Below are 24993 nucleotides of genomic sequence, written 5' to 3'. Positions count from 1 at the left end.
AGCGCTGATACCGGCAACCGATGACCCATCGTTTTGCATTCGCTCCAGATCACGGCGAGATAGCCGTGATCTCAAGCTCTTGATCACCAAGATTGACGACATCACCGACAGCCTTGCCGATAAGCACCCTTGCCACCGGGGAGACATAGGAGATCGATCCCGCTTTTGGGTCTGCTTCGTCTTCGCCGACGATACGATAAGTTTGGACGCGCCCATCATCCCGGGTGAACGTCACGGTAGTCCCAAAAGCAACATGATCTGCGGCGGTCGGATCGGGCATGACCTGAGCCGTGTGAAGCCTCTCTTCAAGGTAGTTCAAATCCCGAAAAGGGCCGGCCATCTGCCGACGACGTTCATTGACGTCTTCAATTGCCCGTGCGGCATCATAGGCCTCACGTGCTTGCAAACGTTGCCGTTCCAGCGCTTTTAATCCCGATTCCGTCACAAGATTCGGATGTGGCGAAATCGGGCGCTCGGGCAGTAGCGTTTCAGCTGCCGTTTCCGCACTGTCTTCCTTGGTAAATGCAACACTCATATTCGATCTCTATTCAAAACTTTATAAGCCCCTACCGTCCAGGAGGTTCCACGTTTCCCAAGGCAAACTCTAACGGCCAATGCCGAACCCGAGGACACCGAAAAAACAACCGCGCAGCGATCACCGTACGGGACATTCTAGCGTGACACGCTGTGTACTCGTAACGCCCTCAGCAGAAAACTATCGCTGTTGCAGGAAACCTTGAAGGCGCGGTGCCATGAAATCGAGAAAGACACGGACGCGATGCGCTAGGCGGCGTCCTCCGAGATAGAGGGCGTTGATCTCCTCCTCGTCACCTTCCACCGCCGAAGCAAGAACCTCGACCAGACGTCCGGCTTCCAGATCGGCGCGGACGTGGTAATCGCCGAGGCGGGCGAGCCCGACGCCTGCAATCGCCATGCGTCGCACCGTCTCTCCGTTGTTGGCAACGAGCGATCCATGGACGGCGCGATCGACGATCCGGCCACTCTCCCTCAAAGGCCACACTGGTGCTATCCTGCGGAAGTTGAACCCGAGACAATTATGCTGCCCGAGATCCTCGATGGTTTGGGGCATGCCGTGGCTCTCAAGATAGGCGGGGGCTGCGACGATCTTGCGGCGGGCGACGCCGATGCGACGCGCCATCATCGTCGAATTCTGCAAACTGCCCACCCGGAAGGCGACGTCGGTCCGCTCCATATAGAGGTCGATGATGTCATCGGACAGCGACAGGTCGACAATGATGTTGGGATGGGCTTGCCAGAAGGCGGGCAATAAAGGTTCGAGACCAAGCACGCCAAACGCAACCGAGGCATTGACCCGCACCGTTCCGCCTGCACTGGCCGCACCCTTAGACAGTTCCTGCTCGATATCGTCGAGGTCGGCCAGCAAGACCAGACTGCGTTCGTAATAGATCTGCCCCTCGTCGGTCAGCGACAGTCGGCGTGTCGACCGCTCCAGCAATCGGACGCCCAATCGTTGCTCGATCCGATTGAGGAGTTTGCTGACCGTTGACGGCGTCATCTGCAGCAGGCGTGCGGCCTCGGAAAAACTACCCGCCTCCACCACCCTCGTGAAAACCTGCATCTCGCCAGCCCGGTTATCCATTGAGGATCTCCATCTGTGAATAGGCTTCACAGATAAAGTGGAGAATGGACCGGTTATCAAGTGCCTTTCAGGCGCATACCTATCCTGCATGGCGAAATTTTCTGCACGCGAAGGGACGCCTAAGCCCAGCCATAGGTCGACGCGCAGCGGCACGAGCCGGCAGACACAACATCAGGAGACAATGATGCAGACAGTTACGGCGCATGGCGCCCATATTCCGGCGCTCGGCCTTGGAGTATTCAGGATGTCCGACGAAGAGGTGGAAAAGGTCGTACCAGCGGCACTTGAGGCTGGCTTCAGGCATTTCGATACCGCCCACATCTACCAGAACGAGGCTGCTCTCGGCCGCGCACTTCAGGCGGCAGGTGCCCGTCGAGACGACCTGTTCCTGACCACCAAGGTGTGGGTAGACAATTATGACCCAGTGAAGTTTGGGGCGTCGGTCGAGGAAAGCCTCGATAAATTGAAAGTCGACCGGGTCGATCTGCTGCTTCTGCACTGGCCAGCCGACAAGATAGCGATTGGAGACCAGATCGACATGCTGAACGCGGTGCAGGCCGCAGGCAAAACGCGGTTCATTGGCGTCAGCAATCAGAATATCACCCAGTTGAAGGAGTCGCTCGCACGCAGCAAGGCGCCGATCGTCACCAACCAGATCGAATTGCATCCTTATCTTGATCAGCGCGTCATGGCGGAAGCGGCCAAGGCGGCGGGTGTTGCGATCACCACCTATTTCGGCATGGCTGACGGCAAGGTTCCAGGCGATCCGCTGCTTCAGGAGATCGGCAGAAAGCACGGCAAGAGCGCCGCGCAGGTCGGTTTGCGCTGGTCGATCCAACAGGGTTTTGTCGTGCTTTCCAAAACCGCCAAGCCTGAGCGGGTCGCGGAAAATTTTGCCGTATTCGATTTCCAGCTGAGCGCAGATGAGATGGCCTCGATCAGCAAATTGGCACGCCCCGATGGCCGTCTCGTCAGCCCCCCGGGTCTGGCGCCAGACTGGAACGCCTGAACCCCTTGATCCGCTACCCCAAGGATGTCCGCCATAAGCCATCCACCTAATTATCAACCAGGGAGACAAACCTCATGGATTTGCAAATTGAAGGCAAGACAGTGCTCGTCACGGGCGCAACTGCCGGCATTGGCCTCGCAATTGCTCGCAGACTGGCCACCGAAGGCGCCAGTGTCATTATCTGCGGACGCACCCAGGCGTCCCTCGACGCCGCAATGCGTGACATTGGCGGCAATGTTCGCAGTGTTCTCGCCGATCCGGCGACCGAAGCGGGGGCAAACGTGCTGACTGCGGCAATCCCGAAGATCGACATTCTCATCAACAATCTCGGCATCTACGAATCCAAGGATTTCAGCGATATCACCGATGACGATTGGCGCCGGTTTTTCGAGATCAACGTGCTGAGCGGTGTCAGGCTCGCACGGCATTACCTGCCGGACATGCTGGCGCGAAATTGGGGAAGAATAATCTTCATCTCCAGCGAAAGCGGCGTGCTGGTACCGCCCAACATGATCCATTACGGCATGACAAAGACGGCGCAGCTCGCCATCTCGCGCGGCCTTGCTGCAACCACCAAGGGCACGCGTGTCACTGTCAATACCATCATGCCGGGGACCACGCGCTCTGCCGGGATTGAGGATTTCATGCGCAGCGTGGCAAGCGATCCGAACCTGTCAGCCGATGCGATGGAAAGCGAGTATTTCGCCAAGGAGCGTCCGACATCGCTGATCCAGCGAATGATCGAGCCAGAGGAAATTGCCAGTCTCGTTGCCTATGTGGCAAGCCCATTGTCCGCTGCAACGAATGGCGCGGCCCTGCGTGTCGATGGCGGTATCACGCCGACGATCGTGTAAGCCGATGGAAACACTGGAACTTGCCGACCTCACTGGGCCTTAGCGCCAATCGGCAGGCGGCATGCACAACCGGAAAAGTCGCCGCGTTCGCATTAATCATCGCGACGCGGTTGTCGCCGTCATCTTCCCTATTATTGCAATAATCGCAATTAAATCTCAATTAATAATGCAATTGTTAGCAATGGTGTTTGGCGGCAATATGCCCTCATCAGACGAACCGAGTGGTCTGACGATACAGAAACAAGATCGCAGGACGCGGAACATGACCGACACCACTCTTCTTTCCCTGACACGTCGTGGCGTACTGCTTTCCGGATCGGCCGCCGCCGTAACGGCGCTCACCGCATCATTCAGCTTTGCAGCCAAGCTCGCTGCGCCCACCAACACCTCAACCGAAGGAAACAAGACCATGGGTACCATCACCACCAAGGACGGCGTTGAAATTTTCTACAAGGATTGGGGCTCGAAGGATGCCCAGCCGATTGTATTTCATCATGGCTGGCCGCTGTCATCGGATGACTGGGACGCGCAGATGCTGTTCTTCCTCGCCAACGGCTACCGCGTGGTTGCCCATGACCGGCGCGGCCACGGTCGCTCGGCGCAGGTTTCCGATGGCCATGACATGGACCATTATGCAGCAGATGCCTTTGCGGTCGTTGAAGCCCTGGATCTCAAGAACGCCGTCCATATCGGTCACTCCACCGGCGGAGGAGAAGTCGCCCGGTATGTCGCCAGGCATGGCCAGCCAGCCGGTCGCGTCGCAAAGGCGGTTCTGGTGTCCGCCGTCCCGCCGCTGATGCTGAAGACTGACGCCAATCCCGAAGGCCTGCCGATGGAGGTCTTCGATGGTTTCCGTTCAGCACTGGCTGCCAACCGCGCGCAGTTCTTCCGCGACGTTCCCGCCGGTCCGTTCTATGGCTTCAACCGTGACGGCGCCAAACTCCAGGAGGGCGTGATCCAGAATTGGTGGCGTCAGGGTATGATGGGCAGCGCCAAGGCGCATTATGACGGCATCAAGGCTTTCTCTGAAACCGACCAGACCGAGGATCTGAAGACGATAACCGTCCCAACTCTCGTCCTGCATGGCGAAGACGACCAGATCGTGCCTATTGCCGATGCAGCACTGAAAGCGATCAAGCTGCTGAAGAATGGTACGCTCAAGACCTATCCCGGCTTTTCGCACGGTATGCTGACCGTCAATGCCGACGTGCTCAACGCCGACCTGCTGGCTTTCGTGAAGTCCTGATCCAAAGGCGTGGCCGGGGTGGAAAGCCGTCGCGGCCACGCTTCTCTTGTTGTCGTTTGTCTTTCGGGAAGGTCGAGTTCCACTTTCCCCAAGGCAGACTCTCATCTTTCGTCGGAACACGGATTGATACGATGATGCAGTTAACGCCCGAGCTTGTTGCCCTGACCATCAAAGGCGTCCGCGACGACGGCCCGGAGCCTGGCTGGACACCCCTTACGGAAGCTGAGCTTGATGAACTCGTCGCCAGGATTGAAAACGAGGCAGGCAGTGATCCTCTCTTGGTTTTTGCTTATGGCTCGCTGATCTGGAATCCCGAATTCGAACCAGCGAGTCGCCAACGCGCCACCGCTTACGGATGGCACAGGTCGTTTTCCCTCAAAATCGAGCGCTGGCGCGCCACCAGCACACAGCCCGGATTGATGCTGGCCCTGGAGCGCGGTGGACAGTGCAATGGCATTGTCTTCGAGCTTTCGGCTGAACAATGCCGCCGGGATCTGCGCGCCCTCGTTGCTCGGGAAATCAAGTATCGGGAAGTGAAGAGCATGGTGCGTTGGGTTTACGTGAAGACGGCAAACGGAGTTCAGCGCGCCCTGACATTCTGGGCAAGCACCAGCCGACTTGGACTAACCAAACCCTTGCCGGACGAGCAGTCAGCGTCCTTGATAGCCAGCGCCTGCGGCCAGGGCGGCTCATGCGCCGAATATCTCCACAAGACCATTGTCGACCTTCAGGCCGAAGGGATTCGTGACCGCAATCTCTGGCGTTTGCAGGCGCTGGTCGCTGCGGAAATAACCGCGCGGCACAGGGCCATGGCACAGGAGGGCCTATCACAGAGAGAGCAGGAGATACGCCCGCAGATCTTTGACAGGTGATCCCTCAATCGAGCGCAACCATTTGAGCGGCGACCTGCTCCTCGAAAAATTTTGAGAAAGACGCAATCCGAGGCGGTAGAGCCTGATAGGGCGGATAATAAAGTGTCAGCCATAGATCGGGCGGCGACCACCCTCGAAAGACGTGAACCAGGCGCCCTGTTTTCAAATGTTCCGAAACATGAAATCCCGGCAGCATCGCCACCCCGGCACCATCTGCCGCCATATCAGCCAGAACCTCTCCATTGTTGGCGCTGAACGCCCCTCCGGCTGAAATCGTCATGCTTGATCCGCCATCCGACAGAACCCAGTTTTCCCGCCGGCTCTCGCCGCTATAGGCAAGGCAATCGTCGGGTGTCAGTTCGCCAGGATGCCGCATATCGACGAATTTGCTTGTCGGTGCGGCAACAAGAATACGCGGCACAATATGGATCTTGCGCCAGATGGTGAACTTATCCGATGGCTGCGAGGAGATGCGGATCGCAAGATCATAATCGTCATCAACAATGTTCACCAGACCGTCCGACAGGGAAATCTCAAAGCTCATTTTTGGATAGAGCCTCCTGAATCCGGAGAGGATCGGCGGTAGTATGGCCTTGCCAAACCAGGTCGGAACGCTGATCCGCAACCGTCCCTCGTCCGTCTTGTTTGCGTTCCTGATATCGCGCCGCGCACTATCCAAGGCGGCCACGGCTGGCTGGATCTGAGCGGCGAAAATAGCGCCATCTGTCGTCAGCGAAACCTGACGGGTCGTTCGAACGAAGAGCTGGACGCCAAGATCACGTTCCAAGGCGGCTATTGCCCGGCTCACGGCGGCTGGTGTCATGTCGAGTTCGCGGGCGACCTGCGCAAAATTCCGCTTCTCGGCGGCCAGAAGAAACACTTTCAGCGCTTTATAGTCATTCATCTCGATTGTTTCAAAATAGACGCCTTATTTGCATTGAATATTGTAATTCGGTACATCAATCAATCCAGCCGCCACCAACAGTCCGGTGTGACCGAACCGGCTATGAAGTCGTCTCTCTCGTGCTGCGTGTCTCCAAGGTGGCGATCAATACGGCCTCGTCGTCTTCGACTTCATGAGGTTGTGAAAGTCGACCATGTCCCGTTAGCCGTTTATCGACGAGGCATTACCCTGGTTTGCCCGGAAATGATCTTCTCGCTATTAGCGCATTTGGACTGTGGATCGGAACAAGGGTCGCAGCACGTATGGTTGATGCCCAGCCGTCAAAGACAAATCAGGCCCAAAGAAAGGGACACGAGGAGCCATTTCTCAATGGCTCCTCGTATGACAGGCTGCCGTGAGCGAGCTATTCAGCAGGCAAAGGTCCAGACTGACACAGAGCAGCAATCGTGCTTTTATTGAGACCCTCGCCAAGCCAAATACCCGCGCCAAAACGCTCACAAACAATGTCTGGCAAGCTGAACTAGACGTCAGGCAATATCAGGCAAGCCACCGATCAGTTTATCAAGGGTAATCGGATAGTGCCGCACCCGCACGCCCGTCGCGTTGTAGATGGCATTGGCGATTGCCGCGGAGACACCACAGAGCCCGAGTTCACCGATACCCTTTGCCTTCATCGGCGATGACATCGGATCGGTTTCGTCCATGAAGATAACCTCCTGATGGGGAATGTCCGCATGAACCGGAACCTCATATCCGGCAAGGTCGTGATTGACGAAAAAGCCCCGCTTTGCATCGACCACCAGTTCTTCCGACAGGGCGCCTCCGGCACCCATGGTCATTGCACCGATCACCTGGCTGCGCGCCGTAATCGGATTGAGGATACGACCAGCCGCGCACACCGCCAACATGCGCCGGATGCGTGTTTCGCCGGTGGCGACATCAACGCCGACCTCGACGAAGTGAGCGCCGAAGGTGGATTGCTGATGCGTCTTGGTGAGATCGCCCCACTCCATGGTGTCTTCGCCGACCAGCCCGTCCGGGCCAGCGGCCTCGGCAAGTAGGACCGAGCGGTTTCCAGCTTTGACGCTCCCATCCTCAAAAACGATGTCATCGGAGTTAAAACCAAGTTTTTGGGTGATCGCCTCACGAAGTTTGACACACGCCGCATAGACGCCTGATGTCGCCGAATTGGCTCCGAACTGGCCACCAGAGCCCGCTGAAATCGGGAACCGAGAGTCTCCGAGATGCACGGCGACTTTATCGACGCCAACGCCCATCATTTCCGCGGCAGTCTGGGCGATGATCGTGTAACTACCGGTCCCAATGTCGGTCATGTCGGTCTCAACCGTGACAATGCCCTGGCTGTCGAGTTTGACCCTGGCGCCTGATGGAAGAACCATGTTGTCGCGGAATGCGGCGGCAACGCCCATGCCGATCAACCAATTGCCCTGTCTGCGAGATCCGACCTTCGGTCGATTGTCCCAGCCGAAGCGCTCCGCACCACGCTTCAGACAGCCGATCAGGTCTCGATGCGAGAATGGGCGTTCGGGATTTTCCGGGTCGACCTGGGTGTCATTGGCGATGCGAAATGCGATCGGGTCCATGCCAACCATTTCGGCCATTTCATCCATGGCAATTTCCAGCGCCATCAGGCCCGGCGCCTCGCCCGGGGCCCGCATGGCGTTGCCCTCTGGAAGGTCGAGGGTTGCAAGGCGCATAGCGGTCATCCGGTTTGCACCGGCATAGAGCAAGCGCGTCTGGTTGACCGCCACCTCGGGACCGCCCCCGGGAAGATCTCCCGACCAGCTCTCATGCGCGATGGCGGTGATCTTTCCATCCCGCTCAGCGCCGATGCGAATGCGTTGGATCGTTGCCGGGCGGTGGGTGGTGTTGTTGATCACGAAAGGACGCGGCAAGGCGACTTTGACAGGTCGTTTCGCCGCCCTTGCCGCGAAGGCAGCCAAGACGGCGTCTACCCGGAGAAACAGCTTGCCACCGAATCCGCCGCCGATAAACGGTGACATCAAATGGATCTTCTCCTTGTCAACGCCGAGGGTTGTGGCGAGATCGGAGCGCCACCAATCGATCATCTGACTGGATGTCCACACGGTCACCTCGTCACCATCCCAAGCGGCGATCGAAGCGTGCGGCTCCATCATCGCATGAGATTGGTCAGGCGTCGTATAGGATTGCTCGAAGGCGACTGGAGCGGATCGGAAAGCTGTCTCGAAATCGCCGACAGCCGTGTCGGGCTTTTGGGAGTCATCCGGCTTTTTCGCCGTCTCTCGCGCCGCGCTGAGATCGAATGTCCCCTTCTCCTCGTCATAGTCCACCTTGACCAGGGCAGCAGCAGCCCGCGCCTGCTCGAAAGTCTCCGCGACCACAACGGCAATTGCCTGATGATAATGCTGCACCACATCGCCGCCGAACAGGTTTGCAGTGTTGAACTTGCCCTTCTCGCGCTTGCCGACATCCAGGGTCGTCACCACGGCGAGCACGCCATCAGCTTTCCTGGCTGCTGTCACATCCATGGCTTTGATCCGGCCTTTGGCAATTGCTGCCCCAACCGGGTAGCCATAGGCATAACGCGTGTCTGGATCCCGCCACTCATAGGCATACATTGCCCGGCCAGTTGTCTTCAACTGGCCATCAATACGATGGATCGGCTGGCCGACGACTTTGAGGCGGTCGATTGGATTGGTCGTTGCAGGTGTGTCGAACTTCATGGGTCACCCCTTTGCTTCGGACAGGACGGCGCCAAGCGTACGCTCGACAAGATCGACCTTGAACCGGTTCTGTTCAGTCGGACGGGCATCGGCGAGAATAGCCTTCGCCGTATCGCGAGCGCCTCTTGGCAGTTCCGCTTCTGCCGCTTCGATCCGCCAGGGCTTATGGGCGACACCACCGACGGCAACGCGTCCCGTTCCATCCGCTTGAACGACGGCGCCGACTGAAATCAGCGCAAATGCGTAGGACGCCCGGTCCCTGACCTTTCGATAGATATGCTTTCCACCGATGGGTGGTGGAAGCAGGACGGCGGTCACGAATTCGCCGCCTTCCAATACGCTTTCGATATGCGGGGTCTCTCCCGGGAGACGATGAAAATCGGCAATCGGAATAGACCGGCGGCTGCCATCTGCTTTCACTGTCTCAACTGTCGCATCGAGCGCGCGCATGGCGATTGCCATATCACTGGGATGGGTGGCGATGCAGGCATCACTCACCCCGACAACCGCATGTTGACCGCTGAACCCGCCAATGGCCGAGCAGCCGCTGCCCGGCTGACGCTTGTTACACGGCTGGTTCGGGTCATAGAAATAAGGACAGCGGGTGCGCTGCAACAGGTTACCGGCAGTGGTCGCCTTATTGCGAAGCTGCCCAGATGCACCCGCAACCAGGGCTCGTGACAACAGACCGTAGTCGCGGCGAACAGTCCCGTGCGCGGCAAGATCGGTGTTTCGCACGAGAGCCCCGATGCGCAGACCGCCATCATCCGTGGATTCGATTTTATCGAGACCAAGTCCATTCACATCGATAATATGGGTTGGTGTTTCGACTTCAAGTTTCATCAGATCGAGCAGGTTGGTGCCGCCAGCGATAAACCTGGCGTCCGGGTTGGCCGCCGCCGTCTTCACTGCCGCCTCAATCGAGGCGGCGCGCTCAAAAGTGAAAGCTTTCATGCCTTGATCCCTCCAACTTCGGAAATGGCGTCGACAATGTTGGAATAGGCGCCGCATCGACAGATGTTTCCGCTCATCCGCTCGCGGATTTCGATGGCTGTCAATTGTGCAGGCCCATTGAGGTCGGACGTTACGTGACTTGGGATATTGGCCTTGATTTCCTCAAGCACCGCTATGGAGGAACAGATTTGGCCGGGCGTACAGTAGCCGCACTGAAAACCGTCATGCTTGACGAAAGCGGCCTGCATAGGATGAAGGTTGCCAGGCTGACCGAGACCTTCGATCGTGGTGATCTCATCACCGTCATGCATGACCGCCAGGGTCAGACAGGCATTGATCCGCCGACCATCGACCATGACGGTGCAGGCTCCACATTGACCATGGTCACAACCCTTTTTCGTGCCCGTGAGATCCAGGTGCTCCCGTAGCGCGTCGAGAAGGGTCGTGCGGTTGTCGACCTCAATCTCACGGCGCGCTCCATTGACGTTTAGCGTCACAGGTGTCGTTAATTTCATCTTGTCTCCTGCAGGCTGTGCTGCCACGCTCCTCTCGCCGGCTCCTGTGACCACGGCCGTTACAGCCGATGAGATAAGAAGATCCCGGCGGGAAAGATCCAGTTGGTTGCTGTTCGACATGTCCGCTCCCCTTTTCGGTGACATGGAATGAGGTCAAGACCACAGAACTCTTGCGTCATTTTCTAACGTAGGGTTGCGGACTTTCACGGTGAGGTGCCGTTCATTGAATGAACTTATCGCTCCGTTTCCTAAATGGAGGTCCGGCAGGATAGTTCCCGCGATGGCGACATGAATGCAACGCAAAGGCGCATGCCCCGAATGTGGTCGGGTCATTTGACCTTTCGCACAGGAGCACTGAAGGGCCCGATGGTTTCCTAAAGAAGGCAGAGATTAACTGTCGATCAGGGTGTTAGGTTTTTCGCTTCAAGGCCGATGGTAATGGCCAGGAGGAACGCCACGACTGTCGCGGCCAGAAAAGCCAGGGTGAAGACGCCAACCGCCTTCAATCCTCCAATAGCCAAATCCTGCTTAAACCATCGAACCTCGGCTTGCGCGTACCAGAGTGTGGCAGCAGTCAGCGTCAGGAGACCGATCAGGACACCTTGTCCGTCGGGCATGAACATCAAGTCGAACGCCAGGCCGATGATGAATGCGAACGGCGCCGCGACATAACACTGGCTGAAAAAGGGCGGGCGTAGCGAGCTTCTGGTGATCCTTACCGACTTGCGCCGTAAAAGCGTGACTGCCATGCAAAGGGGATAGATCCCGAATAACACACCACGCGCGATGAGCAGGTTCGACACCGAACCCAGTTCCTTGGCGGCAACCGTGGTATCGTAAGTGGACGGAAAAGCCGTCGACAGCCCTTGGGACAGAAGCAGCGTGATAAGCAGGAACAAGGGAGGGCTCAGGGTATCGTCGTATTGATCCTCCGGTCTGTCGGCAAGTTCGAGATCGGCGTATCGCATCATACTCAGAGGTCTCGTCACCGAGCGCCACATGGTAAGAGGATAAAACAGCAGCCAGGACACCAACTCGTAGAGCAATTCCTCAAGCGACTTGAGCAATTTCATGAAATCCAAGGCAGCCTCCCGTTTCGCCGCGTTGCCCGTTTCACCGCGCTGTATGTCCGGTACTCTTTGCTTAACAGCGCCGAGCAATCCCGTCACGAGACGATTGTGATTTCTCAGAGAGGCCGCATTTGATGGATGGCATCAGTGGTCAATCGATCCGGTTCTAAAGTCCCCCGATTGCAGAAAACCTCGCCGAAAACTTTAGGCATCAATGATCGGCCTGCGGCAAGCGTGACATGGCAGGGCGCTGAAGACGTCGAGGTAAGGGACGATATCAAACAGCTTGCCTGCCGCTCGATACGACAATCTATAACTCGATGGTTGTCACTTCAAATTGCGTCAAGATGGCAGGGCCAAAGGCAGTTGAAAGCGCTACGTCTGTGGCATCCCGTCCGATGGCCATGAGGATGCGGCCTATCCGGGGCTTGTTATGTCGGGCATCAACCGTATGCCAGCGACCGCCGAGATAGACTTCAAACCATGCACTGAAATCCATTGGATTCGGATCATCAGGCACGCCTATGTCCCCCAGATACCCGGTGCAGTAACGCGCCGGAATATTCATGCAACGGCATAGCGTGATCGCAAGATGCGCAAAATCGCGGCAAACGCCGGTTTGATCGGTAAAACCTCCGAAAGCCGTGCGGAGAAGATCAGCCTTCTGATAGTTGAAGGTGATATGGTTGTGGACGAAATCCAGGATCGCCTTCACCCGCGGCCAGCCCAAAGGGGTAAAGGAAAAGGTCTTCCAGGCGAAATCGGACAGACGATCCGTATCGCAATACCGGCTGCCGAGCAGAAAGACGAGCACATCATCCGGGAGATCCTTGATGTCATGCTGCCACGCATTTTCTGGCACAGGATCTGGAAGACCGCCATCGTAGATCTCGAATTCCGTAGAAATCGTTGTCAGTCCCGGAGGCGCGACGATGCGGCTACAGGCATTGCCAAAACTATCGAAATAACCCCAGGCCTCGATCGGCCGGTCGAAACTCAGGACCTGATCCTGCAGCAGATCGGTGCGACGGGATGGATGGATATTGAGCACCAGCAGCATGGCAGTCTCTTGCTGGCATTCGTAACCTATGCGAAATCCCGCGCGTATCTTCATGATGAATAGGCATCCTCTGATAAAAAACTTCCGAAATGCGGGCTACGAATGTTCGTTCAGGCGGCAAAACGCTCAAGCGACCGAGCAGTTCCATTTATGCTGCGGTATTGCTCAACTCATCGGTTGTAACGTTGACCTGGACGGACATCGTGTCGAAATCCGACGCGTCGCCGTCGTAGCTTCCGGAAAGCGGCACCGCTTGTTTTGGGTCTCGCGCCACGCCGACGCGGATAAGATCGCGGTTTCCGACAATGCCGTTGGTGGGATCGAATTCCACCCATCCGGCACCGGGAAGATAGACCTGGCACCAGGCATGGGTGGAGCCGCCGCCAAGCTTCGTTGAGCCGTCGCGGTCGGGTACATAGATATAGCCGGTAACGAAACGGGCAGCGAGCCCGAGCGATCTGGCCGCCTCCATCATCAGCAGCGCAAAATCACGGCACGTGCCACGGCGAAGCCGGAGCGTCTCGAGCGGTGTCTGCGTTCCATGCTCCAGACGCCGGGCGTAGATGAAACTCTCGTGGATCGCATAACAAAGGGTCATCAGCAGGCGACCGGTTTCGGTCGGCTGACCGATCCGCACGAACTGCCGTGTCCATTTGCCAACCTCATCGTCTGGATCTGGAAAATGCCGTTTGATCGTCCGTTCCAGATCGACAACTTCCTCCGGGTCGTATGCGAAAGGGAAGTGGAGAGCTTCTGCATCGATCTGCAGATCCATTTCAACCTGCTGGGTATGATCCAGGCGGATATTCGTCCCAAAGCAGAGTTCCCGCGCCTTGCCGGTAAACCCCACCAGCGCAACGCAATTGCCAAACACATCATGGATCCACCTGATGTAATCGGGTTTTGGATTGACATCCAGATGAGAACTCAGAAGTGTCTGGTCAAAACTATCCCGCGGCCTGAACATCAATCTGTGCTCGCCGAATTCGACCGGTCTCTTATACCGATATGAGGTAATATGCCGGACAGAAAATATCGTCATTCAATCGCCAAACTGGAGTAGCGGAGGCACAGACTATCGTGGAAAGCAACACGAGTGCTGTAATACGCCCATCGTCTTGTCAGGCATTAGACTCCACTGACGGCTTTGCCGCAACGGATATTCCTGAAATTCGGAGTGTTTGCTCGTCTTTGATGTTTTATGCAAACAGGACGCGAGCGGCTGACCATCCAAAGTCAACGACTGTCGGCGCGTCTGGCGACCGGAAGGAGATCAGGCGCTGTCTGGATACAGTCCCTCCCCGCCGCCTTGGCTGCATAGAGCGCCGCGTCAGCCTGCAGAAGGAGGTCCGTCTTGCGAAGACCTGGCATCGATTTCAGATTAGCGGCCCCGACGCTCACTGTGACGATGCGCTTTTCGCTTCCAACATGCTCGATGGCCAGGGTACGCACGGCTGTACAAACGAGCTGCGCGACTGCCTCGGTTTCGGATATTGACGCGTTCGGCAATACAACGGTCAGTTCCTCCCCACCATACCGCGCCACAATGCTTCCCGCAAATGACCTGGACGTCGCATGAACCGTGTTGGCAACAATCTGAAGACACTTATCCCCGGCAGGATGGCCATAGGTGTCGTTATAAGCCTTGAACCAATCGACATCGATAAGAAGAAGGCCAATATTGGCGCTTTGATCCTTGGCCCGGTCAAAAGCCTGGTCCATGGACGCTTCCAGACCACGGCGGTTCATCAAACCAGTCAATTCGTCCGTATCCGCCAACGCCGCTAAGCGATCGTTCAACTCATGCAACCGCGCCTCCCGTTGACAATGAAGAGTGATATCCGCGTAAACGATCATCGCCTCCCCCTCGCCCGTGATCCGCGTTCTTGCCTCGATTGAACGTCCGTCGGCCAGTTGAATCAGACGATCGCTGGGCCGGAACAGGCCTTCCGCAACACGATCGATGATAGGACCGACATCCGATTCAACGTGCGCTTCTTCATTGCGTTCGAAGGATGTCCGCAAGATTTCCCGAATGTTTTTCCCGGGCACCCTGACATCCGCCGTTTCCTTGAAGATATCGAGGTATCTCTGATTGGTGAAAACCAGCACGCCATCGCCGTCGAAAAGAGCCAAGCCATCCGCCATTGTCGCAAGCGCATCGGCTAAACGGATCTGTGCCGCGGCCAAATCCCTTTCAAGCCTTGTCCGCTTCATCTCCTGCGCAATGGCAAGAGCGGATAAGAGAGTGGCTCCAAACAAGACCACCATGAATGGACCGACCGTCACGACGATCAGATTGCCCCAGACCTCAAAGGGGCGAACGAAGAAGAAGCCGGCTACACCGCTGACTGCGACCAGCAGAGCAAGCGCTGCGATCTGCGGGAAAGTCGGGATCTTGCCGCGAAGCAATCGGCTTGCGATGATACCGATGCATGCAGCCGCGATGATTTGCGGGATGCCAACCGTTATACCCACGCCTCCGATCATCAATCGCCTGATAATTCCCACAATAAGCGGTGGGATGGCCGCAATGGGGCCACCGAAGAAACCCGATATCGCGAGAAATGTATACCGGGTGTCCAGGAAAACACCGTCGGTGAAGCGAAATGGCAAGGCCATGGTCGCGACCAGCCCAACCGCCATAAGGCAGCCGAAAATCAACGAAAAGGCGCGCGATCCTTGGCGAGCGAGGTGTGGCCGGACAAATGTCCAGGTCGACGTTGTGATGGCAACGATTGCCAGGTTCGCAAGGAGTTCAGACCAAGGATACATTCAGTGCTCGCACGGTGATGCGATATTTATATCGAACTGCCCTAAATAAAGCGATAGCGTGAATGGTTAAGAAGCGCGCGACCAAGGATAGCGTTGGCGCGCGGCCCTGAAAATCAGCGGATGGAGGTTTGTGAAAGCCTGATCATTCTGTTTCCGCCTTCCGATCAACGGATTTCCGATGGAAGTGCGACGGGTAAATTTCACGCTAACGTCAAACCGTCATTCCTGCAGATCATTGGCATGACTCCATCAAAATTTCTGTGCAATGCGTCAGCAATCAAGAAAACAAGAGAGCCTCAGCCCTGTCTGGTTACAATCTAACCTGACAGGGCTGAGAGAGTGATTGCACAAAACCTCTGAATGGTGCCAGTAATCCAGTCCTGCGATGCCGTCTTCAGCAACTCACATTCGGAAAAAGGACGGCGATGCTCAGTCCGGCCAGCGCAGCATGGAATCGAAGCGATGGCGGCCCCATTCCTCATGTGGCGTGTTGATCACTTCATTGGACGCTCTCGCCTTGTCGAGTTCTTCCACCAGACGGTCACGCACAATGAGCTCTTGGCCCGGATGCAGATTGCAGGGATCAAGATAGAAATAGTGATGCTCTGCCTCGTGGTCGCGAACGATGATCGGTGGATTGCCCCGGGCCAGTGCTCCGGCCAGATCATAGGCGCTGATATGCGCTTCTTGTGGTGAGAGGATCACCCGCAGGCGATCCAGCGGATTGTGGGTTGGGTCCGGCTCAATCAGCGCCGTTACACCGGGGCGGCCATCCAGTGCTTCTTTCCACAGATGCAGATAGCTGGTTTCAATGGCGCGCACGCTCGCATGGTCACGCTTTTCCCAAGCCTCAAGAGCTGCCATGACGCCAAAGACGCTTTCCTTTCCCACTTTCATGCCACGGCCAATGCCCATGTTTTGCAAATAGGCATTGCGCACCAGATCCTTGCGCCCGGCAACAATGCCCGATGTGGGGCCGCCGAGGAATTTATGGCCGGAATAAAGAGCAATATCGGCCCCCTGATCGATGAAAATCCGCAGGTCATATTCCGATGCGGCATCGACAATCACCGGCACGCCGCGCGCATGGGCAATTTCGACAAATTCCTTCAGATGCAGAAGCCCGTAATGCACCACGTGGTGCGAAACGACATAAACGGCGGCGGCGGTGTTTTCGGTAATGGCATTTTCCATATGGTAGCGATGGGCGGAGGTCGCTTGGCCGACCAGCACCACCTTGCCACCACCCAAACGGATGGATTGATCCACCGGGGCACCGTAGCTGACCAGATGGCCCATCTGTACCAGCACTTCGTTTTTGGTCGTGCTGACATCGGGCAGTTTTTCAATGGCCAGCAGATCTGGTCCGGTAATGGTGCCTGCCACGGCAAGGCTGATGCCAGCCGAGCAAGAGGCAGTAATAAAGCCTGCTTCCGCCCCGGTTAGCCGAGCAATAATGGCGCTGGCCTTGCGCTGAAGATCACTGATTTCCACAAATTGCGGCAGAATGGCCGTCATGGCGGCAATGGCGTCTGGCACCACTATGGATGCGCCAAGGCTGGTCATGGTGCCGGAAACATTGATCACCGGGCGTAGGCCGAGCTGGGTGCGAATATCGTTGGTCATAAGCTTTTCCACTTCTTGTGGGCAAAGGCCCGTCATTTCTACAATCGACAGCTATGCCGTTATAATGTAATAGCCGATCATTCAGGTAAGGATCGCATGATGGATAGCAAGGCACGCACGGTATCGGTTGCCGCAGACAGCCAGCCCGTTGAGGCCCCGGCGGAGCGGCGCTCGCGGGTCAGCGGCATGGACCGCGCCTTGCAGGTGCTGGATCATCTGTATGAAACGGGCGCGCCCGTTGGTCCTTACGCCATTGCCAAGGCGGTTGGCGCGCCATTGTCCACCATTTACACCATCATTGATGATCTGGTGGACAAGAACATGCTGACCCGCAGTGGTGACGGAGCCATCTGGCTCGGCCCACGGCTTTACCATTACGGCCTTGCCTATTCCCGCTCGCTGGATTTCATCGGCATTGCCACGCAGGAAATGCATGATCTGTGCCGCGAAGCGGGCGAGACCGTGCAAGTGTGCGGGCGCGACAATGACCATATGCTGGTGCTGGCCATGGCCGAGGGGCCAAGCCATTTTCAGGTTGCCTCGCGGGTTGGCACCCGTGTGCCGCTGAACTGGACGGCCTCTGGCCGCCTTCTCGTTGGCCATTTGCCGGAAAAAGAGCGCGTGGAGCTGTTTGCCCATTGCGCCCGCTCGTCGCCAACCGGGCGTGCCGAGGTTGATGCGCAAACGCTCTCCGATGCGGCGGTACGGGCCTTTCAGCAGCGGCTGTCCATTCAGGCCGGTGAATCCGATTATGCGGTGGCCTGCATTGCCTCGCCGATTTGTGATCGGGATGGTGTGTGTGTTGCAACCATCTCCATCGTCTTGCCAGAGCAAAAGGCGTTTTCTGACGGCAATCCCTATGTGGGCTATGTCAAGGCCTCGGCGGAGCGCATCGAAAAGCGCATGGGCTGGCGGGGTCACTGAGAGGGCCTTTTTCATTCGTGCAATGCCACAATCACTTCGATTTCCACGGTGATATTGCCCGGCAGCGAGCCAAACCCAACCGCCGAGCGGGCGTGCTGACCCGCTTGACCAAATACCTCCATGAACAGGTCTGAACAGCCATTGATCACCTGCGGATGATCGCGAAAATCCGGAGTGGCATTGACCATGCCGAGCATTTTGACAATTTTGCGCACGCGGGCGAGATCGCCCAAGGCATCATGCATCACGGCAATCAGGTTGATGCCAGTGAGGCGAGCGTGGCGATAGGCATCTTCCAGCGGCACGTCGTCACCAACCTTGCCGGAATAGAGAAAGCCATCGGCCTCACGCGGTCCCTGACCGGATAAAAACAGCAGATTGCCTTCCCGCACATGGGTGACGAAATTGGCGATTGGCGGTGGCGATGGCGGCAGCGCAATGCCCAGAGCGGCTAGGCGCTCATAGGGTGTTGGCAATCCGGCATCGGTAGAGGGTGAAGTCATGCTCACGCGGTTTCCAATTCTAGAATTTTTGAATGCATTTCAACGCCACGAATACCCATGGCTGTGGCGCACCAGTTTGCGGGCGCGCGGAATGTAGCGGCTGGCGGCAATGGCCTCGCGGCCAATCACGGCATGGCGTGGCTCAAACAGCTGGGTGAGGCGGGCAACATCGCCATTGGAATCGGTTGCCTCGAGATCGGCATCGACCAGATCGAAAATGGTGAAATCGGCCCGCGCTCCCGGCACCAGCCGATCCTGCATCGACAGGCGGATGACGGAGGCTGGTGCATGGGTCACCGCCTCGACCACCTTCTCAAACGGCATGCCCACCGAGAGCAGTTTGGACATGGTGGTGGCCAGATCCCAGACCGGGAAATTCATCGAATGGCCATGCAGATCGGTGGAGATGGAAAAAGGCAAAAGCCCTCGTTTGATGGCCGCTTCCGCGACCTTGAACGAGAAGGACGCACCACCATGGCCGATATCCAGCCGGATTCCTTCGCCAGCGCAGCGCTCGGCGAGGTTATAGAGGTCTTCGTCTTCCATAATGCTGGACCCGGCCTTGCCGTTGAAGCAATGGGTCACGACATCGCCGGGGCCTAGAATTTCCAGCACTTCATCATAAAGCGCTGGTGGTTCGCCAACATGCACCATCATCGGAATTTTCAGGATTTTGGCGATTTTCTTGCCGAGTTTGACCGGGGTTACGCCCCATGATCCGGTGATGACGTGGCTGGCCCGAACTTTGAGGCCCACGATATGCTCGCTGTTATCGGCGTAGCATTCCAGAATGCGGTCGAGATCAATATCCTTGATGTCTCGCAGTTCCGGCACGCGGTTGCAGGCCACCAGACCAATCGAGCCGAGGTTCAAGAAGGCTTTGATCCGCTCTCGTGATGGTTCAATGATATATTCGCGAAAGCCGTGGAAATTGGCTTCTCCAGCGGAGCCTGCATCGACCAGCGTGGTCACGCCGCGCTCGGCTCCGCATTCCGATGGGCGAATGGAAATATCCGTGCCGCCATGCCAGATATGCACATGCAGATCGACCCAGCCGGGCGATATCCAGGCCCCTTTGCCGTCGATCACTTCGGCATCTTCTGTCAGAGCAATATCTTGCCCGACCTTGATGATCTTGCCATCCGCGCCGATCAAAATATCGATGGCCTGCGGGGGTGTTGCCTCGCCAAAGGCCAGAGGGCGGAGGTTTTTTAACAGCAGGAGGCCAGAGCCTTGTTCCTGAGGCAGCATGGTCAAATATCCTTTTGCAGTCTTGGGTCGAGCATGTCGCGCAAACCGTCTCCGACGATCTGAAGCGACATCACAGAGAGAATGATGGCAAAGCCGGGAAACAGCGTCATCCAATCGGCCTGATCGACATATTGCCGACCAGCCGCAATCATGGTGCCCCAGGTGGGGATTTCCGGGCTGACGCCAACGCCCAGAAACGACAGGCCCGCCTCGGCCAGCATGGCGCTGGCAAACAAAAATGTAGCCTGCACCAGAATGGGCGACATCAGATTGCGCAGCACATGCCGCACCATGATGTGTGTGGTGGAAATACCAAGCGCACGGGCCGCTTCGATATAGGGCAACTCACGGATCACCAGCGTGGAAGCTCGCACAATGCGGGCCAAGCGGGGTGCATAAACCACTGAAAGGGCAATGATCACGGTGGTGAGCGATGGCCCAAGCGCGGCCACAAGGGCGATTGCGAGAAGAATATCCGGGAAAGCCATCATCGCATCAATCAGCCGGGCGATGGGGGTATCCAGACGGTGAAAAAAGCCTGCCAGAAGCCCAAGCGTTACGCCGATCAGCGATGACAGCACCACCACGGACGCCCCAACCAGCAAAGACAACCGCCCCGCATAAATCGTGCGCGAAAATACATCGCGTCCAAACTCATCCGTGCCAAACCAGTAGATTCCACTCGGTGGTTTGAGCCGGTTCATGATCGAAAGTTTGTAGGGAGAATAAGGGGCAATCCACGGCGCCAACACCGCCAGCAGCACGAAGATGGCGAGAATGCACAGGCCAATCGCCACCGTCTTGCGGCGCAAAAGGCGGCGCAGAAAACGCATGGTTTCCGATTGCAGTGGGGGTGTGCTCTCAAACGATATGGGTTGGGTCATCAGTAACGCACCCTCGGATCAATCAGCAGATAGAGCATATCAATGGCGAAATTCACCAGCACATAGAGACCAGCAATCACCAGCAAGGCACCTTGAATGACCGGATAATCGCGGCGCAACACAGCAGAGACCACGAGACTGCCAATGCCGGGCAGGCCAAACACTGTCTCGGTGACAACGGCTCCCGAAATCAGCACCGCTGCCGTCAGCCCCACCACAGTGAGGATCGGGATCAAGGCGTTTTTCAGCGCATGGCGCAGCACCACATGCCGCTCTTGAAGCCCTTTGGCGCGGGCAGTGCGCACAAAATCATCGCCCAGCACATCCAGCATGGAGGCACGGGTAAAGCGTAGAATCAGGGATGATGAGACCAGACCCAGCGCGATGGCTGGCAAGGCCAGATGATACATCCGCTCCAGAAAGCTGGTGCCCGGCCCGCCATAACCGGAGACGGGAAAGAGTTGCAACTTCACCGCAAAGAACTGCATGAGGATCAAACCGAGCCAGAAGCTGGGAATGCTGGCCGCCAGCATGGCAATGGCCGTCACCGCTTGATCGAGCCATGAGCCGCGTCGGTATGCGGCATAAATACCAATGGGCAGAGCCAGCACGCAGGCAATCAGCAGCGCAAACAGCGTGAGGAAAAAGGTTGGCTCGGCCCGTTGCAACAGGGCAGCACCCACAGGCATATCCAGAAAGATCGAGCGGCCTAGATCACCCGTCAACAAGGCCCCGATGTAAAATACGTATTGCGAGATCAGCGATTGATCCAGCCCCAGCTTGGAGCGCAGATCAGCAACATCTTGCGCTGACGCATCCGGCCCCAGCATGACGGCTGCGGGATCGCCGGGGGTGACGCGCACGATGATAAACACAATGGTCACCACCAGAAACATCACCACAATCATGCCAAGCAGGCGCTTGACGATATAGCTGATCATGATCTGCCCTCTCGTCGCTTGGAATTACAGGGCATTGGCGGCAATCACATCGCTGAGCCAATGATAGGATTGTTTGGGAATGCGTTGCAGGGTGGGATAATCGACGTAAACCAAACCAAACCGCTTGGAAAAGCCACGGCCCCATTCGAAATTGTCCATCAGCGACCAAGCGAAATAGCCGCGAATATCATGGCCCTCATCCAGTGCATCCAACAGCGCATTCAGATAGAGGTTGAAATAGGCGATGCGGTCATTGTCGATCACCTTACGGTCTGGGCCAAGGGCATCCGGGTAGGAGGCACCGTTTTCAGTGATGTAAATGGTTGGCTTGCCATAGCGGGCGCTGGTGTCGCGGATCTGTTCCAGAAAGGCCGCCGGATCGACCACCCAGTTGACATCGGTGAGTGGTCCCATGCCTGTCGGGGGTGCTGTTTCCGATACGCCAAAAGTGGTGTTTTTATTCGGGCCAACAAACACCGGATTATAGTGATTGAGGCCGAAGAAATCCATTTTTTGCGAAATGGCGTCCATGTCACCCGATTGAATGAAGGGCTGCATGGCATCCGCAATCGGCTCCGGGTAGGTGCCGAGCCAGAGCGGATCAACAGTCACCCTGCGCCACAGACAATCACCCAGAATGCGAGCCTCTTCATGGGCCGCATCATCGTAATGTGGGCGCACGGGGCCAAGGGAGACGATGTTGCCCACCTCGGCTTGCGGCGCTTCTGCCCGCACCGCTGACACCGAGTAACCATGGGCGAGATTGAGTGTATGAATGGCCTGAAGGCTGGAAGGATAATCCTGTTTGCCGGGCGCATGACGCCCGACATTATAGGCCACCCATGGAATCACATTTGGCTCATTAATCGGCGCAAAGCGTTTGACCCGATCACCAAAATGCCGAGCGACAACAGCGGCGTAATCGGCAAAAATCTTCGCCGTATCGCGATTGCGCCAGCCGCCGTTGTCTTCAACGGCGACAGGCATGTCCCAATGGTGCAGGCAAATCCACGGCTCAATCCCCTCATGCAAGGCCAGATCGATCACCCGATCGTAGAAATCCAATCCCCGCTGGTTCACCTGCCCACTGCCGGTTGGGAAAATGCGTGGCCATGCGGTGGAAAGCCGATAGGCCTTCACCCCAAGCCCGCGCATCAGCGCAATGTCTTCCGGGTAGCGGTGGTAATGGTCGCAGGCGATATCGGCGGTATCGCCATTGGTGGTGCGGCCCGGTGTGTGGCTGTAAACATCCCACACACTTTGGCCGCGCCCATCGGCATGGACAGCACCTTCCGTTTGAAAGGCAGAGGCCGCCACGCCCCAGAGAAAATCAGGAGGAAAGGATCTCGACATGATGTGCTACTTCACTTTGAAAGGTAAAAACCGGGAAGGGTAAGAACCCGCTTATTTCTTGGAGCTGACATTCCAGAAGTAAGGCCATGGCGATGGATGAAAGCCCTCAAGCGTCTTGGCCTTGGCCGAAAGCGCATTGAAATCACCCACCTTAAACACAGGCGCATCCTCATAGAAGGTCTTTTGAATCTCCGTGAAAAGCTTCTGGCGCTTGGCGGGGTCAGATTCTGCAATGAATGGCTCAATTGCCTTGGTCTTTTCTGGCGTTGACCACCAGCCGGGATAGCTATCCGACATCCAACCGTTCAGCACAGGCTCTGGCGGGAAGGGGCCGTGGGTGATGAAAATATCCCAAAGGGCAGGATCAGCACGGCGCGTTGTCAGCGTTGCCCAATCATAGATTTGCAGATCAACCTTGAAGCCAGCCGCTTTCAGATATTCGGCTGCCACCTGTGCCATTTTGTAGTGAAACTCATATTGGCGGCTGGTGAGAATGCGCACGGGCTTGCCATCATAGCCCGCCTCTTTCATCAGCTTGGCGGCGGCTTCAGGGTCGCCACTGCCATAGCGGGCAATGCCTTCCTTGGTGTGCCAGGCATAGCCTTCAGGATAGATCGCGCCATCAACGGCAAAGAATTCAGGGTTGCCGAAGGCGGCCAGCAACATGTCCTGCGGGTTCAGGGCCACCTGCACGGCATGACGCAGGGTCTTGCTGGTCATGATGCCCTGTTTGGTGTTCATCACAAACACAGGCGCACCGTAGGGCTTGAGCACCACGGGATCAGAGGCTTTTGAGCCTTTCAGGCGGTCATAGCTCTCGGGTGCGAGAGAATCCGTGTAGTCAAACTGCCCGGAGACTGCACCCTCAAGCCGTGTGTTGGCATCTGGCACGGGAATGAAGCGGATTTCATCCAGAATGGCTTTGCGTGCGCCACCAAAACCGTTTGCGGCATCGGTTCTGGGCACATAGCCATCAAACCGCACCAGCTGGATATATTGGTCTGGCTTGCGCTCTTTCAGCATATAGGGGCCGGTACCGATGAATTTCGTCAGAGGATCGGCAATAGTGGATTTTGGAATGATCACGGCGGCGGAATTGTTGAACGCCAGCAGCGACAACAGCGGCGCATAGGGCTTTTTCAGCGTGATGCGAATGGCATTGTCGCCCTGCGCTGTTACCTTGTCGATATAGGCCACAACCTGTTTGCCGCGTGATGCGGTTGCAAGCCAACGCTCAATTGAGGCCACCACATCCGCGGAGGTCATCACCGAGCCATCATGAAATTTCACGCCAGCGCGCAAGGTGATGTCGTAGGTTTTGCCCTCATCGGTAATCGTGGGCATGGTCTCAGCTAGCAGCGGAATGACATTCCATTTGTCATCGAAGGTAAACAGCGTTTCAAACATATGCTGTGTGGTCATGCCGACCAGGTCAGCGGTTGAAGCCATCGGGTCCAGTGTAGGTGGTTCACCAATGGTGGCAACGTTGATGATCCCGCCCTTGTCTTGGGCCAGACCAGGCCCCGGCAAAAGTGCAAGTCCAGGTAAAAGTGCAAATGCCAGCGTTGCCAGCAATCCCAATTTGCGTTTCATGACGTTCCCCTTTTATTATTCTGTAATTACGCAATACAGATCATAATTAAAGACTATCGGAACGTCACGGCGTGTCAATGCCTGTTAGCGATGATGCACGAACTGAAAACAAAAAGCCGTACTGCCTGGAGGGAACGAGATCTCTGATAGGAAGATTCATTAAAAATGACTCTTCGTATTCCTTGTGAAAATATCTCAAGCATCTGATGCATTTGAGATATTTTCAATGTCTTCAAGTTGAGGATGCGTGAGCATGTCAGAGACTTGGTATGAATCGGGAGAACCAATGAAGGCCTCCGGATTGTGCGTGCT

The 24993-nt window shown here is 56.7% G+C and carries 22 protein-coding genes; 5 read left to right on the top strand and 17 right to left on the bottom strand.

The annotated features are described in order from the left end of the window. Window positions 1-49: 49 nt before the first annotated feature. Both greA and G6L01_RS18460 read right to left on the bottom strand, forming a co-directional pair. A complete protein-coding gene (gene greA / locus G6L01_RS18465; RefSeq protein WP_070163441.1) occupies window positions 50-535 on the bottom strand; it encodes a transcription elongation factor GreA in 486 nt (161 codons plus the stop codon). Between the two features lie 180 nt (window positions 536-715). After that, window positions 716-1621, bottom strand: a complete 906-nt coding sequence (locus G6L01_RS18460) for a LysR family transcriptional regulator (RefSeq protein WP_070163440.1) — start codon at window positions 1619-1621, stop codon at window positions 716-718. 184 nt (window positions 1622-1805) lie between these two features. Here G6L01_RS18460 and G6L01_RS18455 point away from each other — a divergent pair, with 184 nt between their 5' ends. The 4 genes from G6L01_RS18455 (at window position 1806) to G6L01_RS18440 (ending at window position 5602) form a co-directional block, all read left to right on the top strand. Beyond that, window positions 1806-2630, top strand: a complete 825-nt coding sequence (locus G6L01_RS18455; protein WP_070163519.1) for an aldo/keto reductase — start codon at window positions 1806-1808, stop codon at window positions 2628-2630. Between the two features lie 74 nt (window positions 2631-2704). Then, the gene (locus G6L01_RS18450) at window positions 2705-3484 is read left to right on the top strand and encodes an SDR family NAD(P)-dependent oxidoreductase (RefSeq protein WP_070163439.1); all 780 of its coding nucleotides are present in this window, start codon (window positions 2705-2707) and stop codon (window positions 3482-3484) included. 409 nt (window positions 3485-3893) lie between these two features. Further along, complete coding sequence (locus tag G6L01_RS18445) at window positions 3894-4730, top strand: alpha/beta fold hydrolase (protein ID WP_420359861.1); 837 nt, start codon at window positions 3894-3896, stop codon at window positions 4728-4730. 134 nt (window positions 4731-4864) lie between these two features. Next, window positions 4865-5602, top strand: coding sequence for a gamma-glutamylcyclotransferase (locus G6L01_RS18440; RefSeq protein WP_070163518.1), 738 nt, complete (start codon window positions 4865-4867; stop codon window positions 5600-5602). Between the two features lie 4 nt (window positions 5603-5606). Here G6L01_RS18440 and G6L01_RS18435 read toward each other — a convergent pair whose 3' ends face one another. The 9 genes from G6L01_RS18435 to G6L01_RS18395 form a co-directional block, all read right to left on the bottom strand. Then, a complete protein-coding gene (locus G6L01_RS18435; RefSeq protein ID WP_070163437.1) occupies window positions 5607-6506 on the bottom strand; it encodes a LysR family transcriptional regulator in 900 nt (299 codons plus the stop codon). Between the two features lie 527 nt (window positions 6507-7033). Beyond that, on the bottom strand, window positions 7034-9232 hold the full coding sequence (paoC, locus tag G6L01_RS18430; RefSeq protein ID WP_070163436.1) for an aldehyde oxidoreductase molybdenum-binding subunit PaoC: 2199 nt from the start codon (window positions 9230-9232) through the stop codon (window positions 7034-7036). Window positions 9233-9235: 3 nt separating this feature from the next. Further along, window positions 9236-10186 carry an FAD binding domain-containing protein gene (locus tag G6L01_RS18425; protein ID WP_070163435.1) on the bottom strand — a complete coding sequence of 317 codons (951 nt, stop codon included), beginning with the start codon at window positions 10184-10186 and terminating at the stop codon, window positions 9236-9238. Further along, window positions 10183-10821 (bottom strand): aldehyde dehydrogenase iron-sulfur subunit PaoA, encoded by a 639-nt coding sequence (paoA, locus tag G6L01_RS18420; protein ID WP_070163434.1) that lies wholly within the window; start codon window positions 10819-10821, stop codon window positions 10183-10185. Before paoA ends, G6L01_RS18425 begins: the two co-directional genes overlap by 4 nt. A 281-nt stretch (window positions 10822-11102) precedes the next feature. Then, window positions 11103-11783, bottom strand: coding sequence for a permease (locus G6L01_RS18415; RefSeq protein ID WP_070163517.1), 681 nt, complete (start codon window positions 11781-11783; stop codon window positions 11103-11105). Window positions 11784-12081: 298 nt separating this feature from the next. Next, a complete protein-coding gene (locus G6L01_RS18410) occupies window positions 12082-12885 on the bottom strand; it encodes a transglutaminase-like domain-containing protein (protein ID WP_070163433.1) in 804 nt (267 codons plus the stop codon). A 94-nt stretch (window positions 12886-12979) separates the two neighbouring features. Next, on the bottom strand, window positions 12980-13873 hold the full coding sequence (locus G6L01_RS18405; RefSeq protein WP_070163432.1) for a transglutaminase family protein: 894 nt from the start codon (window positions 13871-13873) through the stop codon (window positions 12980-12982). Between the two features lie 194 nt (window positions 13874-14067). After that, window positions 14068-15453, bottom strand: coding sequence for a sensor domain-containing diguanylate cyclase (locus tag G6L01_RS18400; protein ID WP_234891898.1), 1386 nt, complete (start codon window positions 15451-15453; stop codon window positions 14068-14070). Between the two features lie 582 nt (window positions 15454-16035). Continuing rightward, window positions 16036-17232 (bottom strand): aminotransferase class V-fold PLP-dependent enzyme, encoded by a 1197-nt coding sequence (locus tag G6L01_RS18395; RefSeq protein ID WP_070163429.1) that lies wholly within the window; start codon window positions 17230-17232, stop codon window positions 16036-16038. Window positions 17233-17331: 99 nt separating this feature from the next. Here G6L01_RS18395 and G6L01_RS18390 point away from each other — a divergent pair, with 99 nt between their 5' ends. Continuing rightward, complete coding sequence (locus G6L01_RS18390) at window positions 17332-18156, top strand: IclR family transcriptional regulator (protein ID WP_420359858.1); 825 nt, start codon at window positions 17332-17334, stop codon at window positions 18154-18156. 11 nt (window positions 18157-18167) lie between these two features. Here the strand turns inward: G6L01_RS18390 and G6L01_RS18385 are convergent, their stop codons facing one another. The 6 genes from G6L01_RS18385 to G6L01_RS18360 are packed head-to-tail and all read right to left on the bottom strand — an operon-like array spanning window position 18168 to window position 24681. Next, a complete protein-coding gene (locus tag G6L01_RS18385; RefSeq protein WP_070163427.1) occupies window positions 18168-18659 on the bottom strand; it encodes a RidA family protein in 492 nt (163 codons plus the stop codon). A 39-nt stretch (window positions 18660-18698) separates the two neighbouring features. Next, window positions 18699-19910 (bottom strand): amidohydrolase/deacetylase family metallohydrolase, encoded by a 1212-nt coding sequence (locus G6L01_RS18380; protein ID WP_070163426.1) that lies wholly within the window; start codon window positions 19908-19910, stop codon window positions 18699-18701. Window positions 19911-19912: 2 nt separating this feature from the next. Then, on the bottom strand, window positions 19913-20794 hold the full coding sequence (locus G6L01_RS18375; protein ID WP_070163425.1) for an ABC transporter permease: 882 nt from the start codon (window positions 20792-20794) through the stop codon (window positions 19913-19915). Further along, entirely contained in the window at window positions 20794-21735 is a 942-nt protein-coding gene (locus G6L01_RS18370) for an ABC transporter permease (protein ID WP_070163424.1), read from the bottom strand. The genes G6L01_RS18375 and G6L01_RS18370 overlap by 1 nt, the downstream gene beginning before the upstream one ends. Before the next feature lie 24 nt (window positions 21736-21759). Continuing rightward, window positions 21760-23088: a GH1 family beta-glucosidase gene (locus G6L01_RS18365; protein WP_070163423.1), complete on the bottom strand. Its 1329-nt coding sequence runs from the start codon at window positions 23086-23088 to the stop codon at window positions 21760-21762. Window positions 23089-23139: 51 nt separating this feature from the next. Beyond that, window positions 23140-24681 (bottom strand): ABC transporter substrate-binding protein, encoded by a 1542-nt coding sequence (locus G6L01_RS18360; RefSeq protein WP_070163422.1) that lies wholly within the window; start codon window positions 24679-24681, stop codon window positions 23140-23142. Between the last annotated feature and the right edge of the window lie 312 nt (window positions 24682-24993).

The sequence above is a fragment of the Agrobacterium vitis genome, from assembly GCF_013337045.2.
Classification (GTDB): domain Bacteria; phylum Pseudomonadota; class Alphaproteobacteria; order Rhizobiales; family Rhizobiaceae; genus Allorhizobium; species Allorhizobium vitis_B.
This window is presented reverse-complemented; position numbering and strand designations above follow the sequence as displayed.